This window comes from Rhizobium sp. KNZ14-9A (assembly GCF_056755015.1).
In genome coordinates this window covers 537,192-554,235 of the sequence record NZ_JBPGXB010000004.1, presented here as the reverse complement: position 1 = coordinate 554,235, position 17,044 = coordinate 537,192, and the positions used below count along the sequence as shown (strand labels likewise).

Sequence of the window (17,044 nt, the reverse complement as noted above, 5' to 3'; positions counted from 1 at the left end):
GCTAGACTTCCAGACCTTGCATCATGGTATTCAGATTCATTGCCCATTCGTCGATTGAGGCGTGGTAGTAAACCGAGCCAACGTAGTGCTTTGGATATTTCGACTTGAGTTCGGCGTCGAGATCAGCGAGCCTGGTGACATTGGGCGCTTCACCGAAACTCTCGAACTGCGTTAAGACAATAACCTTGCACTGAGCAGCGGTTCTCGCGATCTGCCTTAGGAACTCCTTGCCACCGAACGGATGCATCCGCCCGTCGAGTTCCAGGCCGCTAGCGTCGTAGTTTGGCAGCGTCATGTCGAGGATGACCAGATCAGGCGAACTCCGCATCGCCTCCCGCAATCCCGTCACTAGAGACGAGCCGAACACCAGGTCTACGGCCGGATAGTTCGTCCGCAAGAATTCAAGTATTTCACGACGTTTGTTTTCGTCGTCTTCAACTACCAAAATACGCACAGTCGTGCTCCTCCGTGGGCTGCCGAAGCAATCGGTAGGTGAATCTAAGTTTGCAGGTGAATTCTCCGCTGGCTGTGTCGATGCCGATATCCACGGGTTCCTTTACCGACGAGAAGGCCATGATCTTCGCCAGCTTGGGGAAACCTGTCCCGCCCTCCGTGCTGAGGTCTTTCGACGAGTCCGCGCTCTTGAGCTTGATCTTCGCGTCCTCGATCTTCTGGCGATGAATCGAAATGTCACGGCACTCGCTTGCGAACGACATTTCCAGGATGCCGCCATCGACGCCTTCGATATTGATGCGCACCTTGGGTCGCTCGAGATCGGCGTGCTTCACGACATTCCCGAACAGTATGTATAGCGCGTCGGTGAATACTATCAACGCGTTCCCGAGTTTCAGGTCAAGCTGACCGGTCAACGTGACCACGGGATCGAAATGAGGATGTAGACGACGCACCATCTCCTTTCCGATCTCGACCAGTACTTCGATGCTGAGCGGCGAGTTTTCGATCGTCTGAGGAACGTCGAACCACTCGGCCATCTCATTCAAGGCGTCATGCAGCCCGGAGCGCGCCCGCACCATCGCGTCGTTTAACATCGGAAGGTTCGATGCACTGACGCTCGATAGTATATTGCCCGAGGCCGCTGTGAAAAGGGCGTCGAATTCGTCCCTTAGCTCATTTCGGATGTAGGCCTGGACTGTTCCGAGGACGTTCCCCATGTGCAGCCAGAAAATGGCGAAGAACGAGTCCAGAAATTCGTCGAAGTCCACGATTTCCTTGGCATCAGACGAGAAACTCAGGACGACGGCCTCCGCGAAATGATAACTGATAAGACCCTTTGGTTTGTCCGGTCGGCGTATCTGGACGTAATCCGACGAGAAGCGATCGACCAGGAGATCGTACTCCCTCGAAAACACGCTGAGCCGCTGGGAAACGCGGTCGGCGTCGTCGTGACCCAGATGGGGCTGCAGCAATTCGTACCAGTATTCGTTGGGGCCGTATGCGCCGCCCGACGACACTGTTGTGAGCAGGTGCTGCTCCTGGGAGGGACGCCTGAGTTGACCTGAAATAGTGCCGTGTCTGATGCGCAGGCTAAGGTAACTGTTAATGCCGTGCCGGCTGTTCAAGCTGCTTTCTCGACATAGCTCGCCGAGTATCTCCGCGAATAGGGCCGACACTTCGTTGTCGGGGATTTCAAACGGCTTAGTGTCGGGCGTGCCTGCGGCAAGGCGGTTTAGGATTTCGAATGCCACCGAAGGCGAGACGGTCTCCATACCCGCATCGATCAGCGCGCGGAATTGGTCGAACTTTCCGCGCAGGTTCTTTCGCGCCCAATCTCGTATCGGCTCTTCATCCATAGAGATTTTACTACGGTCGAGCGACTTGATTGCCTTTGTGACCTCCTGACGCCGAAGGATCAGGGTTATTTCGTCTTCGTACGTCGAGGATCGTTCCGGAGCGAGAGCCTTGAGTTTGGACAGGATGGCCAGGCGCTCTTCATCGAGTTCGAATTGGCTCTCGTATGCGAGTGAAAGACTGAGAGTGTCCTCGGTGCAGATCGCCCAGAGGAAGAACACCAGTTCCTCGACATCGGCGGCGTGATCTGCGTCGAGTTGCGAAGGGCGGCCTGCTCCGCGCGCATCGAGATAATTGTCAACTGCGTAAGACAGCGGCGAGCGGAAGTCGCGATCGTGGTTCTCCGAGAGGAGCCAAACGACGAGCGCCATGTTCGTGGAACCCACGTATCGCCCCACGGTCAGGTCATCAAGGCGGGCGGCAAGCCGCTCATAAGGAAGCCAGTGGAGAAGGCTTGGTTCGCGTCGATACAGACCAGCGCAGACGTCGACAGCTTCGTTTATCCGCCCTGCCGTCAACATGGCTTCGATCTCGCACCACATCGCCATCCTGGTGGCTGGCAATCGTTCTCCCCGATCCGCCTGAAGGACGTCCGCGACTTCACAATGGTTCCGTTCCTTCGTTCGAACGGAGAAATCCCACCACCAGCGTGACCGTGCCGAAGTCTTTCCCGTCGGCGGGCAAACAGGATCGAAACGAACGTAGTCGACGATGCTCTTGGCGACGCCAACATTGGAGATCAGGAAGTCGCTGTAGTGCTTCGAAACTTCGTCCGGGAGGAACGGCAGCGCAAACAGATCGTGGGCCTTGTGGCACATGAAGCGTCGACGCTGCAGAACGTCTCCGCCGTCGGGAGCTGGAGCTTCTCCCAACGAGAAAATCGTCCCGGAAGTTTCGCCGATACTGAACCTCGGGAAAAAGAGAGCCTGTTGAAGGAGGCGTTCCCTGGCCGCCTCCAAACGTTCGGGAACAAGCTGCATGTCCACGATCGAATTTCCTACAGCCGAAATGTTCTGCCTGTCGGACGGCGCTACGCCGAGATTCGTCAACTGGTATACTTGATGAAGCGTCGGGGCCGGGAGGCTAGAAGCATCCTCGTCTTCTATCAACAAGGTGTCGGCGGCGAGGTCACCAGTTTCGAAGCCCGCGGCTGCCGAAAGATTACCCATGAGATAGGATATCTTCTGCACCCTGACGTCGCCCACCACTGACATGAAGGGCAGAAAGCAGCGGTATATCGCATGAGAAGCCGCTCTGCCTTCGGCAGCGGACACCCGGGCGAGCTGGACGCAAAACTCGTAAAGGTCGATAATGGAATGCGTCTGGACCTGCGCGAGCATCTCGGCCTCGTCGCCGTCGCCGACATCCTCGCCCGCAAGTTGGAAACAAAGGAACCGCTTTCCATTCGCATCGGTCCAAAACTGATCGATCTTGCCCTTTATCTCGGTTCGAAACCTGCTCGGGTTCTGATCGTTTTCCGACCGAACACCGAACCAGTAGCAATAGAAATTTGCGGCGACGGAAGCGCCTCCGACTGTTTGAGCAGATATCCAGTTCTTCTGCGCCTCAAGGCCGTGCACCAGACTTGTCAGCCCGATCCGCGCTGACATCATCTCCAGGGACCAGCAGAGGCTCTCGTTTATGTCGTCTACGACGTCGAGTGCCTCGACGTACCGCGCCTGACTCAGGCACTCGTCCAGTAACTCGCGTTTTGCAACATATGACCTGATTTGGTCCTGATAAGCCTGGAGCGTGCCCAATCCCCACGCCAGCTCCCTCTCAAGCGAAACAGTCGCAAAGGGCGGGACCGAGCTTATGTATGACACGGATTGGGGAAAGACGCCGTCTATCGGCGACCTATGGCGTTGGCTCCGCGCGATCCACGTGGCGATGTGGGGCAGCGACTCCAACGGATACGACGCCCTAAGGACGTCGATAGGCAATCTTAGATCGATCCCACCCCTGACTGCATTGCGCCATTCCGAATGCTGGGGAGGATTCCGCTTCCGGCTTACGGGCAACCGAGTATCCTCTTCTCGAATACTTGATTACACTTAGACGAACACCAATCAATGTTAGGTTGCCGGTCTTCCACTGCAATCTGCAATGCAACAACGTTGAAGACGCTTTTCCGAGTTCCTAAGGCAAGGATACCACCCGATGTTAAATCTTTGGTAGCGAGCCACGACCCGCCAATCCGTTTACTCGATGCGCCTCAAACCGACATCTCCGATCCTCACCGGGCGGAAGACCTCTCCAGAGCAATTAAAATCGCCGCCACTTTCGCCGACTACTTCGATTCGTCACGTGAGGCCGAATTTGTGGGGTGAGTGGCGGACTACGTATGTATTTGGCGAGGCATGGATGGGGACGGAGCTTTGGGACAAATTTGAACTCGAGACCAACTGTGAACGCCAGTTCTAACAGCCCATCGATCTCACCAGTCGGATCGGCCGAAGAACCATTTTTGATTCGCTCGGAAAGCTCCCAACCAATTGTCCGGAACTCGAGCTGCGGTTCAAGCTTTTGAACCAGATTGTCAAGTTCGAACCTGTCTTCGGTCATTTCCGCGCGCCCACCTTTGGATACGGAAATGGTAACAAGGGCACCGGGACGCTGAAATCCCACACGGTCCGCAAGACGCTGGGCCTGCGCTAGATCGTGAACAAGCGTCCCAAAAATGGAGATGCCCAAATCAAATGCCGGGAAACGCCCATATCAGACCGCGCAGGGACAAACCTTTTATCAACAAGAGATAGTCCAGACGTATCTGGCGCTGCATAATCTTTGGTGACCGCTGCGGGGCTCGAACCTGCGACATTCGACTTACGTTCGCATTAGCAATGTCTCTCAGGTTCGCATAAGAATGCGTGCGTCAATCAAAACGTCCACCATGTTCGCATAAGAAGCAATTTTGTCTGTCATTTTCGCATAAGGGGGGGCGGCGAATAGCCAATGGCCGCTTCGACGCACCGCTCCTGTAAGCAGTGGTTCGACGGCGCTCAGGATTATGATCGCCCACGTGAAAGGATATCCTCAGGTACAGCTCAGTTCTGGCATCATTTTGAAGTTCATGCCACATATTCCAGCCATTTGGGGGACGCCAAGAACAGACGCGATTGCCACCCCGCCGTCGTTTGGCGGCGCTGTCGGCACGAGGCGAGCGATTAATCGTATCGGTAGTCGTTCTACCCACCACAATGCTGGCATCGGCACTCACGCCTCGGGCTTCGCAGGCCTACGCTGCTTCCGGGACAACAAGATTGCCGACAACGGCCTGCGCGCGCTCCAACCGGTAATGCGCCTCACCGAGAACACCCCAAAGCGAATTAAAGCTTTCGCTATCCAGCATCTCCGAAACGGATTTGAGTGCGGATTGAACCGCCTTCGCGCTTTCGACGAGCTCAACAGGTGGGCGTCTTGCGATAGCTGTGCAGGCACTTGCCAAATCTATCAGTCGTTGGACCGTTTCGCGTTGGTGGCCGGCGGAGACTTCAGGCACGTGGGATTGAACTGACATCAATTCACCGATGACGGACGTTATGTCATCGCTTAGCTGCGGGTCGCCGGCATGGAAACCAGGCGTAGCGCTCAACATCTCGAGAGCATCAAGTTCCCTCTGCGTATCAAGTTCCTCAGTGCTTTTGCAGTCCATAAACTGCAAGGCATGCACACGCTTGTCGTCACCGACTCTTTCGTACAGCGGCAAATCCGAACACACGCGTCCATAGGAAGTGATGACGACGTACAGGTATCCCTCCTCGCTGGCATATTCCAGAACATCGAAGAGATCGCTGGGAATGAAGTCAGCACCAACGCCGTTCTCATCCACGGCGTGGAAGAAGAAGCCCTGGTCGCCAAAGTGCCCACCCGGAACCGGCCAGTCGATGGCCCGCGTCTGCCAAAGAAACCGTGCGGTTCGCGCAGCGAGGTGCCGCTCATTGAGTACCAACGTCTGTTCTGTTTTCATGCTTTGCAGCCCTTGCCACGCTCGATTGTCAATGTAGTCCTTCTCCCACATCAAAATGGTTGCCCGGAAATGAGGGGGGCGCAACCCCAAAACTGGACAGAGGCAGAAGAAGTTGTGACGTCTTCAAGCCCTAGATTTCCACAACGAAACCAGGCGTAAAATCGGTTTTCTCTCTCGGATACCCTCTCGGGTTCGATACAATCCTCGTGCTCCCGACACGGTAATCATTGTGGTGATGCACGTGGCCATGGACCCAAAGTGCTGGCCCTGTCTCCAAGATGAGTTCTTCCAAATCCGACGCGTAGCAGGCCGACAGTGGATCATGTCGAAACTCCGCGGCAACCGATTGGGGCGACGGTGCGTGATGGGTGACGACGACTGCTTTTTCGGTTGAACGGTCGCGAAGTTCCGCAGCTATGAACTCCCTCGTCTCGACATGCTTTCTGTAAGTGTCGATAGGCCTGAATTTAGAGTACGGACTCTTTGAAAGCCTGATCTTATCGTAATCGTTCATGTCATGAGCTGCGTATGACATCGCGACTTGGGGATTGATGCCGAACAGCCGAAAATCAGACCAAAGCGTCCCTCCAACAAACGACACGCCATCGATCTCAGCCACGGCGTTCTCGAGGAAGTGAACACCCGGATGGCTTTCTGCCACGGCCTCCTTCAAGCTCTCCTGAACTGCATCACCGTAGTACTCGTGATTTCCCGCCACGAAAATCACGGGAAGTTTTCCCGCAAGTTTCTGCGTCAGCCACCGCAAACTGGGAAGAATGCCCTTTGTCAGAACGTCGCCTGCGCAGACCACGACATCTGCCTCAGTTGGAGGTTCACAGTTGAACGGTTCGCCGAATTCCAGATGAAGGTCGGATATCGCCCAAATTTTCATGGTCGGGGCCTTCAATCAGAGCCTAGGACCGGAAATGAAAAATGCTTGCGGCTGCTGGCACAGCGCCGCTCGTCGCGTGCGATTGTTATCGCTCAGCATAATTTCGGCCCCAGTCTCTTTGAAACAAATACGGAAGTTCCGGAAGATACCGGGCAGCAAACGCCGGTCGCATGTTTAACGCAACCGGGTCGTATTTTCTTGTTAGCCCCCGCCCAGCCTCGTCCTCTGAAAGCCAACCATCACCAAGTCGCCAACGTTCGTGGAATAGGTCATCTAGCTCGAACGCGATCCACAGTTGGAGGTTTTCCACGGCTTCCGACCTCGCCTTTGGCGACGAGGAACCTCGCGCCATCATCGCCAACCATTCAACGATGTCCTGCTCGGTTATGGCAGTGATGCTCTCGATCTCGGCGACGATATCCTCTGGAATGGTAGCTAGCGCGATGTCACGACCCTCAATAAAGCGCTTGTCTACCGTGAAATCGATGGCCCACTCCTGGGGATCGTCACGCCAGAGGATTGTCTCCGCCTCTTCTGTCCATCGTCCGTCCAGGATCAAACCGAGACTCTGGAAAGCCGCAAATGCCTCGGGCGCTAGAAACGCGGGTCCGCACCCGTTTGCAGCACGGATATTGGGTCGAAGAAGACCTGACGGTTTAGGCGCGTCTCGCGTTCCCGGATGATGCCGGTACCCGAGGATGTTGTTTTGAGCGGCCAAACTTACCACGATCGCAGCAAGATCGTCCCACCGCGGCAAAACTGTGGGCAATGCGGGTTCCGGAGCGGGCACCGCGCCCAACGTCGCAAAGGTCGCATAGCCAAGCCTTATCAGCGCATCGCAGCCGGCTTCGTAACAACTCGTATACTGGTGCTCCCATTTCCCAGAGTGATCGCGGGGGAGCTGCGTGGCGAGAAAGTCGACGACCGGTTCCACCCAGTCCCGTCCGTATACTAGCCCAACGGGCTCGGCTCCGGGCGCTATCCGTCGTTTGTTTGGGATGCAACCGGCGGCAACTGATTTGCCCGTAACCAACTGCCCCTTAGGTGGGCCTCTTCTCTCCACCATAGACCGCAAGCCTCTCATTGTCGTTCCATCCTCATCAGGAGACGTAGTCGTCAGAGATCGGCGGGAGACGCCCCTGCCAATGGTCAAATTCGACTTGCGACCCCAAACGGTACCATCGAGATAAAGTCCTCGCGATGCCGCGATGGCGGTCCAAATAAAAGAGCTCGCTAGACGCAGCAGTTCGACCATCCTGGATCGAGGGATGAGCAAAGGTCCGTCCAACGAGGCATGGTACCCTTCTGCTTGCCAGGCACCAAGAGTTGATCGCCACTGTGGGAAAGCCAGCGTCGATTTTGTCGACATTCTCCAGATCATCTGCGAGACGGCGAAGCATGGTCACCAGGCTCGCGCGGGGCGTACCGAAGCACTTGCCCGCATCCGATTCGTCGTGTGTCACGCTAGGTCCCTATTAATAATGTCCGAATCAACTTCACACTGCCCTTTATAGACTCATTTTGAGTTATTTAAAGACCTCGGAGTGCCGTTGTTGACATTATTCAAGTCGGCAGCTCTCTCGCAGAGATGAGGATCATTGCACCCGCTGAGGCATTACGCGCCGCGCGCGCGCTCTTGGGAGTCTCGCAGCGCGATGTTGCGGACCAAGCGGGCATTCCTCAGAAGTCCCTTTCGATCGTTGAGAACTCCGATTATCTCCTTGCGGACACCAACTTACGTCTTATCGAATTCTACACTGGCAAGGGCATCGTTTTCCTGGGCGAAGGATTGATCGGCTCCGAGGTCGTCCGTTGTGGAGCCTGCTGGGCTGCTCCTGAAAATCCCGGAAAGCCGGCGGCTAGCGCGTCCTTCCACGCTATGGACGTATCCGTCTCGTTCAGGGCGGCACGCGCGTTCCTGAACCGAGAGCGGAGAGACGTTGCCGAAGCAGCGGGACTAACGGTCGCCGCGGTGAGAGGCCTGGAAGCGGGGAAGAAATGGGCTGAATCCTACCAGAAGCTCGTCGACTTCTATGAAGCGGAAGGCATCGAGTTCACGGGATGGGGCGAGCCCTCGACGCAGAAATTCTATGGTGTCGGTGTTCGATGGAAGGCAGAGCGCAAGGCAGGCCCGCCCAAGTGACGAATGACAGTTTGCTGCAACCGCAAATTCGTTACGCTACCGAGAATGTAGCCGGTTGAGAGCATCGCACGCGCAGGCTGAACGCGAGCGGCCCTTCCTTTGAAGGACAACGGGCTTAGATGCGTCGATCGATTACAATTTGTTCTTTTCGCTGAAATTGCCCTGAGTTCCGATCGTGCTCGACAGACAAAGGTCGCAATGTTGTGGTCCCCGGACCATTAGCCGATCCGAACACTGAACGGGAACGCTCATCATCAACCTTGGGCAACGCCGTTTCACCTCAGCGATGCCCGTAAGCCCGACACCCGAGTCGCTGCGGAATTAACAAAATTCCGTATGGTACGTTCTGCTTCGATCGAGACATCACACACTGAGCTCTGGAGCCATGAGTGTCCATGCCGTCACCTCGATATAGACCGCATCAAGGTGCCTCGTAGCTTGGATCGTCCTCACGCTCACAAGAGCGTATAATCTTAGCAATAGGGCATTTGAAAGGGAGCACACCTCTCAGGTGTGGCCAACGAACCCCACTGGCAACGGACATCCCCGTTTTCGCCATGCACAAAACAGCCGAGCATCCGATCATTCAGCACAAGTATCAAACCGACGCCAATTCCCTATGACCGAGCCCGCTGACGCGGGTCCAGAGACCCATCTGCGTTGTACAACCCATCGCCGAGGTGACTGTTGAGCAAGGACCCGAGGGTCAACATCGCCCCTGCAATTGCCTGTGTGTGAGGCACTGCTTTGCAGGGGCTCAGACCCTCGACTCAGTGTGGTTGCATTACAGAAACCTGAAGATGGAACGAAATGGACCGACGCCTCCACATCACTCCCATAAATGACCTTTCTTGGTAATACGTGAAAACACTTCGGTACATATTGCCGGGAAACCAGACACATCCGAGATACATCGCCCCGGCCAGATAGCCGCGTTGCTGGTCGGGCTGCATCGCCGTCCAGAGCCCGATCACCTGGTTTCAAAGGAAACGATGATGACGCTTCTTATCATTGCCTATCTAGGAGGGGCGCTGACCATATTCAGCCCCTGCATCCTTCCCATCCTGCCCTTCGTCTTCGCCCGCGCCGGACAGCCATTCGTGCGCAGCACGCTGCCCCTGCTGATCGGCATGGCCGCCACGTTCGCGTTGGTAGCCACACTTGCCGCCGTTGGCGGCAGCTGGGCGATCAACGCCAATGAATATGGCCGCCTTGCCGCGCTGACCTTGCTTGCCGTCTTCGGCGTCGGTCTTCTTTCGCCGCGTGTTGCAAGCTTCATCACCCAGCCGGTCGTCGATTTCGGTAACCGGCTGCTGAACGCTTCCGGCAAGACCGGTGCTGCGCCGACTGTGGCGAGCGCGCTTGTTCTCGGCGTTGCAACCGGTCTGCTCTGGGCGCCATGCGCCGGGCCGATCCTCGGTCTCGTGCTGACGGGTGCGGCACTTCAGGGCGCCAACCTGCAGACGACATTCCTGCTGCTCGCCTATGCCGCCGGTGCCGCCACTTCGTTGGCTATCGCACTCTCCGTCGGCGGAAAGATCTTTGCCGGCATGAAGAAGTCGCTCGGCGTCAGCGAGCGCATTCGTCAGGGCCTCGGCGCTGCTGTGCTTGCAGGTGTCGTCGTTATCGCACTCGGTCTCGACACTGGCCTGCTTTCGCAGCTTTCCTATGCCAGCACCGCGTCCTTCGAGCAGGCCGTTCTCGACAGGGTGAATGTGAAGCCAACCGATGGAGGATCGTCCGAAGTCGCGAGCAACGACAAGACGATCGGTATTGCCGATGCGAAGAAACCTTTCCGCAGCGATCTGCCGGTCGAAGGCCGTGCGCCATCGCTGGACGGAGCCGTCGAATGGCTGAACTCGCCGCCGCTGACGACGGAACAGCTTCGTGGCAAGGTCGTGCTCGTCGATTTCTGGACCTATTCCTGCATCAACTGCATCCGCACTATCCCCTATGTCCGCGCCTGGGCTGAAAAATACAAAGACCAGGGCCTGGTCGTGGTCGGCGTGCATGCCCCGGAATTTGCCTTCGAAAAGAGGATCGACAATGTCAAAAAGGCCATTGGCGACTTCAACATCGGCTATCCGGTCGCAATCGACAACGACTACAAGATCTGGCGCGCCTTCGACAACAGCTACTGGCCGGCCCATTATCTGATCGATGCCAAGGGCCAGATCCGCGAACATCACTTCGGCGAAGGCAACTACCGACAGACCGAGCAGGCGATCCAGGACCTGTTGCGCGAAGCCGGCAGCGAGATGGCAACAAGCGCACCGGTCGTGCCGGATGCGAAAGGCGCCGAGGTGAGCCCGGACCTGAAAGACATCGGCTCCGACGAGACCTATATCGGCTATAAGCAGGCCACCGGCTTTGCGTCCAATGAGAGCATGCGCGCCGATGCCACCAAGGACTATTCGGTCAAGCAGCCGGGTCTCAACCAGTGGGGACTTGCGGGCAAATGGACTGTCGGTGCCGAAGAGGCGACCCTGGATCAGGCAGGCGGCGGCATCGCCTACCGCTTCAGCGCCCGCGACCTGCATCTCGTTCTTGGCCCAAGTACTGACGGCAAACCGATCCGCTTCCAGGTGACGGTCGACGGCAAGGCGCCAGGTGACGACCATGGCAGCGATATCGATGCCGACGGAAACGGCACGGTGACCTCGACCAAACTCTACCAGCTCGTGCGCCAGTCCGGCGCGGTGGAAGCACGCAACTTCGAGATCCATTTCCTCGATCCCGGTGTCCAAGCCTACGCCTTCACATTCGGCTGAACACTCCTTCTCTCATTTAACTTGAACAACAGGAGCAATCACCATGAAACACAAGTATTTTTCTACTCTCGCCCTTGCCTTCGCCACCAGCGTCGTCGCTTTTGCTGCCCAGGCCGCCGAGGTGAAAAACATCGTCATCGTCCACGGCGCACTCGCCGACGGCTCCGGCTGGCGCCAGGCAACCGAAATCCTCGAGCACCGCGGCTTCAACGTCACCATCGTCCAGGAGCCGATCACCTCGCTTGCCGATGATGTCGCCGCCGCCAACCGGGTGCTGGACTTGCAGGACGGCCCGACCCTGCTCGTCGGGCACAGCTATGGCGGCATGGTGATCACCGAAGCCGGCAACAGTCCCAATGTCGCGGGCCTGGTCTATGTCGCGGCCTTCCAGCCGGACAAGGGTGAAAGCCTCATCGGCCTGGCGAGTTCCAAGCCGGCTGGCGGCATGAATATTCGTGAGACGAAGGACGGAAAATACCTCTATCTCGATCCGGCCGCCTTCGCGAACGACTTCGCCGCCGACCTGCCGAAGGACGAGGCCGCGTTCCTAGCGAAATCGCAGGTCTTCGCCTCCAAGGAGGCCTTCTCGGCTAAGGTCGGGGATCCCGCCTGGAAGACTAAAAAGAGCTGGACGATCGTCGCCACCGAAGACCGTTCGATCAATCCCGACCTCGAACGTGACATGGCAAAGCGGGCCGGCAGCACGGTGACGGAGATCAAGGCAAGCCATGCCGTCTTCGCGTCTCAGCCGGAAACGGTCGCCGATGTGATCGCGAAGGCAGCCGAGGCAGCCGGCAAGTAATCGGATCAAAAGCGGTGACCGGAGCCGGTGGATCACTCCGCCGGCTCATTTTCCGTGAACGTTTCCTTCATCGCCTTGATGATGACGACGGCCGATGCCGCGCCCGGATCGATGTGGCCAAGGGATCGTTCGCCGAGGCGGGCGGCACGGCCGCGCGTGGCAACCATCGAACGGGTCGAGCGTGCGCCGGCGTCTGCGGCTTCAAGAATGCCGTTCCACATGTCCGAGACGCTCGCCTGTCTGTCGCGGGCAGCCGCCGCCGCTTCTGTTGCCGGGATCCAGGCATCCAGCATCGTCTTGTCACCGCGCTGCCCCTTGCCGCGGTCCCGGATACCCGATGTCATAGCCTCGACAATTGCAGCTTGAGCGGCGATCGAAAGCGTCTCGTCCCGCTTCAAAGCCTGCGCTGCCTTGCGGAAAGCAGTGGCATAGAGCGGGCCGGTCGATGCGCCAACAGCATCGAGAAAGGCGGATGCGGCAAGCGAAAAGACCTCTGATGGCAATATTTTATCGAGATCGTGTTTCGCCAGTTCGCCATTCACCGCCTGGAAGCCGAGCGACATGGTAATGCCGTGGTCGGCATCGCCGATCGCGCCATCCAGATCGGAGAGATGATCCTTCTCAGCCGAAATCGCCACGGATATCCGGTGAAACATCCTGCTGAGGCGGCGAGCCGCGTTTGCCGACATGCGTATCCTCCCAATTCATGCAGCCCAGCCCCCTGGGATGCTTTTATGCTTTTATGCTTTTCAGTTTACGACCCTCAGAAACGCCGTATCGCAGGGGTGATGCAGCAGATCCGTCAATTCCTGGTCGAGATGCAGGATCGATATGGATGCGCCGACCATATCGAGCGATGTGCAATAATGCCCCACCCAGTTCGCTTCGATCTTGATCCCCTTCGCGCTCAGGCGCTGCTCCACCCTTCGGTAGAGAATATAGAGTTCCATCAGCGGCGTGCCGCCGAACGAGTTGACGAGAACGGCGACGCGGTCCCCCGACACCGGTTTCATCTCCGAAAATATGCGATCCATGACGACATCGACCACGCCGTCGGCGCTCATCATCTTTTCGCGCATCACGCCCGGTTCGCCGTGAATGCCCATGCCGATTTCCATATCGTCGGGACCGATCTCGAAATTGTGGCGACGCGTTTGCGGCAGCGAACAGGGCTCCAGCGCAACACCCATCGTGAACGTACGGTCATTGGCTTTTCGCGTTGCTGCCTCGCAAGCATTCAGCGACAGGCCACGATCGCAGGCCGCACCGGCAATCTTGAAGATGAAGAAATTGCCGGCAACACCGCGGCGTCCATCCCGATCCTCCAAAGGCGAGGAGGAGATATCGTCGGTCGTCACCACGGTGCGGACTTCGATATTGTCCTCTGCCGCCATTTCGGCAGCCATCTCGAAATTCATGACGTCGCCGGCGTAATTGCCGTAGACGAAGAGCACGCCCTCCCCGCCCGACGCTGCCTTGGCGCATTGCAGGATCGGCCCCGGAGGCGGCGAGGAAAAGATATTCCCGACCGCGACGGCGTCAGCGAGCCCTTTGCCGACATAACCGAGGAACGCCGGCTCATGGCCGGTGCCGCCGCCGACGACCAGACCAACCTTGCCAGCCCGCGGGCCCGCGCGGGCAACGAGAGCGCGGTTGGAGCCGTCGACCGGGCGGAGGTAATTCGCATGCGCTTTGACGACACCCTCGAGCATTTCCTCGACGACATCATCAGGATTGTTCAGGAACTTCTTGATGTGGGTGCGAGCGCCGTTCAGCGGCGCCGACACCTCGCTTTCCGCGCGCGGACGCTGGGAGAGCTTTTGGGCGATCTCGGTGACGCCATCAGCATTCAGGATGCCGCGGCCGGTGGCTGCATCGGTGATCAGGACATTGACATAGCCGCCGCGCAGCGCGGCGAGGATCGCCGGCACCTTGTCGAACCCGCCGGCAACAGCAATGCGCATGTTGATCTTCTTCAGGAGGTCGAGCGAAATGCCGACGGTCCGGTCGTCCAGCGGACCGGCGACGGGCCGTCCGTGGCCGTCGATGAAGCGTCCGGCAACGACACCGGTCGCGTCCTTCGCCAGATAGTCCTGCAGCGATACCGACTCAAAAAAGCCGCTGGTGTGGATAGTGGAATTCGGCCGCATGGAGGCGATGCCGAAAATCACCCTGTTTGCCCGCGAAAGCGCCTCAAACTGCTGATCGATCAAAGGTTCGCGCATCAGCATGTTACGCAATTCGGCGCTGGAAACGATGGCAGGCGCAGAAATGTTGATAAGCCGGCCATCGACCGCGTCGGCAAAGGCCGCGGCACAAAGTTCCGGCGTGTAGGCGAAGGTTGCGCTCGTCCCACCTGTCGCCTGCACGATGGTCATGTCCTGCAGTCCCGAAATGGCGGCCTGCTCGCCGACCGCCATGATGGTGCGGCCCCAAACGACCGCCATTGTATCCCCGGATTTCAACAGTTTCTGCAGTGCCTGCGCGCCGGCTGCGCCAAGCCGTTCGATCAGCGGCCGGGCATTGTCGTCGCTCGGCACGACAAGACAGTCATGCAGACCGAAATGCCTCTTCAGTTCCTGGGCGATGGTGAGCGAACTCAGGCGCGAGGGTTCGATGGAAATATTGACGATGCCGCGGGCGCGCGCATCGGCGAGGTAGCTGTTCACCGTGGCCCGTGAAATGCCCATGGTTTCGGCGATATCGCCTTGGGTCATGCCATCTTCGTAGTAGAGCCAGCATGCCCACACATAGGGATCGTCGCCGTAGCGCAGCGGGATTGGTTCAGCCGCGATATCAGCCGTAGTGTTCTTTCGTGCCGATGATGTCTTAGCCGTCATCCTGCCTGGTTTCCCCTCGTCTGCAATCGACGGCGAAGATGAGCGCAAAAGCTGCCGTTTTCAACGTACCTCGGGCCGATTGTTCCCGGCCGCCGAAGCGGCCGGGAAGGTGATGCAAGGGAGGATCACGGGCTCTCACCAAAGCCCGATTTGTCAGGCGGGCTGGAGCCTCGTTTCCACGCCATCAGCCAGCGACTTCAGGATCAACGCGCAGGATGTCGCCCCCGCGTCAAGCACGCCGAGCGAACGTTCGCCGAGACGGCTAGCGCGACCGATCTTGGCGACGAGATCGCGTGTACTGTCCCGTCCGGCCTCCGCAGCTGCGATGAGAGCCTGAAGCGCCTCGCCAAAGGACTTTCCGCTGTCGATCGCCGTATCGAACGCACTGATCGCCGGCACGAGCGTGTCGAGCAGCGTCTTGTCGCCCACCTTGGCCGAGCCGATCGCCTGAATGCCATCGAGGCCATTGTGGAGCATGGTGCTAAACGTCGCGGCGTCGATCGCATCAGACTTCTCGATCGTTTCGGCAAACTGCGTGAACATGACGCCATAGAGCGGCCCCATGGAGCCGCCGATCTCCGTCATCAGCACGGTGCCGAGCGTGTCGAGCGCTTCCGCCAAGGACATATCTGCCCCCTTGACGCGTTCGGCCGCCATGCCAAAACCCTTGGCCATGTTGACGCCATGATCACCGTCGCCGATCTTGCCGTCAATTTCGCTCAGATAGGCGCGGTTTTCGATGATCCGATCGGCAAGCGAGAGAACGATATCGCCTGATTTGGCATTCCGAAATTGCTGCATTCGCCTGCCTCCCCTCATAGCATCGCAGGGCACTGAACATCAACATTCAGCAGCCGCTTCAGCTCGTCGTCCAGTGCCATGACGGTCAGTGTTGCGCCGACCATTTCCAGCGATGTGAAATAGTTGCCGATATAGACCTTATAGATCTTCAGTCCGCGTCCGGTGATCTCGGATTCAATCGTATCGTGGAGAATATAGAGCTCGTTGAGCGGCGTTGCGCCAAGCCCTGACACGATAACTGCGACTTCGGCTCCAGCAGGAAGCTGGTGATCGTCGAGAACGATCTTCGCCATCTCCTCGGCAACTTCCTTGGCGGATTTCAGCGGCTCGACGCGCACGCCGGGTTCGCCATGGTGGCCGATGCCGACCTCCATCGTGCCGGGCTCGATGGTGAAATTCGGATGGCCGACGGAGGGCAGCGTGCAGGGGCCGAGGCCGACGCCGATCGAACGGCAATTGTCGATCGCTTTCTGAGCGGTCGCACGAACCTCTTCGAGGCTCGCGCCCTCTGCAGCCTTCGCCGCGCCGCACTTCCACATGAATATCTCGCCGGCGACGCCGCGACGCTTTTCGCGCTCCTCAGGGCCTGCTGAACATACATCGTCATTGGCAACGACGGTGACGATCTCGATGCCTTCCTTGGCCGCCAGCTTGATTGCCATCTTCACATTCATGTTGTCGCCGGCATAGTTGCCATAGAGGCACACGACGCCATTGCCGCCATTGGCTTCGCGCGCGGCATCGAGGAAGCTCTTTGCGGTTGGCGAAGAGAAAAGTTCGCCGACGGCCACGGCATCCAGCATGTTGCGGCCGGTATAACCAATGAAGGCCGGCTCATGGCCCGAACCGCCACCGGTGATGACGCCCACCTTGCCGGCGACCGGTGTGTGACGAGCAGCAATGACACGGGGATTTTGTGCCGATAGCCTGACGATGTCGGCATGGGCCTTGACGAAACCCTTGACTGTATCCTCGACGACCTCGTCCGGATTATTGATAAATCTCTGCATTATAAC

General features: G+C 58.1%; 12 protein-coding genes. 3 read left to right on the top strand and 9 right to left on the bottom strand.

Annotated elements, in window-relative coordinates; all coding sequences use genetic code 11:
- Position 1: 1 nt before the first annotated feature.
- The 5 genes from ACR9ZQ_RS32895 to ACR9ZQ_RS32875 all read right to left on the bottom strand — a co-directional run bounded on the left by ACR9ZQ_RS32895 (position 2) and on the right by ACR9ZQ_RS32875 (position 7,605).
- Complete coding sequence (locus ACR9ZQ_RS32895; RefSeq protein WP_481429770.1) at positions 2-454, bottom strand: response regulator transcription factor; 453 nt, start codon at positions 452-454, stop codon at positions 2-4.
- Positions 435-3,569, bottom strand: a complete 3,135-nt coding sequence (locus ACR9ZQ_RS32890) for a hypothetical protein (protein WP_481429769.1) — start codon at positions 3,567-3,569, stop codon at positions 435-437. Before ACR9ZQ_RS32890 ends, ACR9ZQ_RS32895 begins: the two co-directional genes overlap by 20 nt.
- A gap of 1,478 nt (positions 3,570-5,047) precedes the next feature.
- Positions 5,048-5,779, bottom strand: coding sequence for a DUF5983 family protein (locus ACR9ZQ_RS32885; RefSeq protein ID WP_481429768.1), 732 nt, complete (start codon positions 5,777-5,779; stop codon positions 5,048-5,050).
- 130 nt (positions 5,780-5,909) lie between these two features.
- Entirely contained in the window at positions 5,910-6,671 is a 762-nt protein-coding gene (locus ACR9ZQ_RS32880) for a metallophosphoesterase (RefSeq protein ID WP_481429767.1), read from the bottom strand.
- An 85-nt stretch (positions 6,672-6,756) separates the two neighbouring features.
- The gene (locus ACR9ZQ_RS32875; RefSeq protein WP_481429766.1) at positions 6,757-7,605 is read right to left on the bottom strand and encodes a hypothetical protein; all 849 of its coding nucleotides are present in this window, start codon (positions 7,603-7,605) and stop codon (positions 6,757-6,759) included.
- 654 nt (positions 7,606-8,259) lie between these two features.
- On the opposite strand from ACR9ZQ_RS32875, the gene ACR9ZQ_RS32870 reads away from it, so the two are divergent.
- The 3 genes from ACR9ZQ_RS32870 to ACR9ZQ_RS32860 all read left to right on the top strand — a co-directional run bounded on the left by ACR9ZQ_RS32870 (position 8,260) and on the right by ACR9ZQ_RS32860 (position 12,387).
- On the top strand, positions 8,260-8,814 hold the full coding sequence (locus ACR9ZQ_RS32870; protein WP_481429765.1) for an XRE family transcriptional regulator: 555 nt from the start codon (positions 8,260-8,262) through the stop codon (positions 8,812-8,814).
- Positions 8,815-9,809: 995 nt separating this feature from the next.
- On the top strand, positions 9,810-11,585 hold the full coding sequence (locus ACR9ZQ_RS32865; protein ID WP_481429764.1) for a cytochrome c biogenesis protein DipZ: 1,776 nt from the start codon (positions 9,810-9,812) through the stop codon (positions 11,583-11,585).
- A gap of 43 nt (positions 11,586-11,628) precedes the next feature.
- Entirely contained in the window at positions 11,629-12,387 is a 759-nt protein-coding gene (locus ACR9ZQ_RS32860; protein ID WP_481429763.1) for an alpha/beta fold hydrolase, read from the top strand.
- Between the two features lie 32 nt (positions 12,388-12,419).
- Here the strand turns inward: ACR9ZQ_RS32860 and dhaL (ACR9ZQ_RS32855) are convergent, their stop codons facing one another.
- The 4 genes from dhaL (ACR9ZQ_RS32855) to ACR9ZQ_RS32840 form a co-directional block, all read right to left on the bottom strand.
- On the bottom strand, positions 12,420-13,076 hold the full coding sequence (gene dhaL, locus ACR9ZQ_RS32855; protein WP_113320385.1) for a dihydroxyacetone kinase subunit DhaL: 657 nt from the start codon (positions 13,074-13,076) through the stop codon (positions 12,420-12,422).
- A gap of 60 nt (positions 13,077-13,136) precedes the next feature.
- Positions 13,137-15,227, bottom strand: coding sequence for a bifunctional sugar-binding transcriptional regulator/dihydroxyacetone kinase subunit DhaK (locus ACR9ZQ_RS32850; RefSeq protein ID WP_481429762.1), 2,091 nt, complete (start codon positions 15,225-15,227; stop codon positions 13,137-13,139).
- A 153-nt stretch (positions 15,228-15,380) separates the two neighbouring features.
- The gene (gene dhaL, locus ACR9ZQ_RS32845; RefSeq protein ID WP_481429761.1) at positions 15,381-16,028 is read right to left on the bottom strand and encodes a dihydroxyacetone kinase subunit DhaL; all 648 of its coding nucleotides are present in this window, start codon (positions 16,026-16,028) and stop codon (positions 15,381-15,383) included.
- 14 nt (positions 16,029-16,042) lie between these two features.
- The gene (locus ACR9ZQ_RS32840; RefSeq protein WP_310382092.1) at positions 16,043-17,038 is read right to left on the bottom strand and encodes a dihydroxyacetone kinase subunit DhaK; all 996 of its coding nucleotides are present in this window, start codon (positions 17,036-17,038) and stop codon (positions 16,043-16,045) included.
- Between the last annotated feature and the right edge of the window lie 6 nt (positions 17,039-17,044).

Coding starts and splice junctions, on each gene's coding strand:
- dhaL (WP_113320385.1), bottom strand. CDS start 13,076: ATGTCGGCAAACGCGGCTCGCCGCCTCAGCAGGATGTTTCACCGGATA.
- ACR9ZQ_RS32865 (WP_481429764.1), top strand. CDS start 9,810: ATGACGCTTCTTATCATTGCCTATCTAGGAGGGGCGCTGACCATATTC.
- ACR9ZQ_RS32840 (WP_310382092.1), bottom strand. CDS start 17,038: ATGCAGAGATTTATCAATAATCCGGACGAGGTCGTCGAGGATACAGTC.
- ACR9ZQ_RS32860 (WP_481429763.1), top strand. CDS start 11,629: ATGAAACACAAGTATTTTTCTACTCTCGCCCTTGCCTTCGCCACCAGC.
- ACR9ZQ_RS32880 (WP_481429767.1), bottom strand. CDS start 6,671: ATGAAAATTTGGGCGATATCCGACCTTCATCTGGAATTCGGCGAACCG.
- ACR9ZQ_RS32885 (WP_481429768.1), bottom strand. CDS start 5,779: ATGAAAACAGAACAGACGTTGGTACTCAATGAGCGGCACCTCGCTGCG.
- ACR9ZQ_RS32870 (WP_481429765.1), top strand. CDS start 8,260: ATGAGGATCATTGCACCCGCTGAGGCATTACGCGCCGCGCGCGCGCTC.
- ACR9ZQ_RS32850 (WP_481429762.1), bottom strand. CDS start 15,227: ATGACGGCTAAGACATCATCGGCACGAAAGAACACTACGGCTGATATC.
- dhaL (WP_481429761.1), bottom strand. CDS start 16,028: ATGCAGCAATTTCGGAATGCCAAATCAGGCGATATCGTTCTCTCGCTT.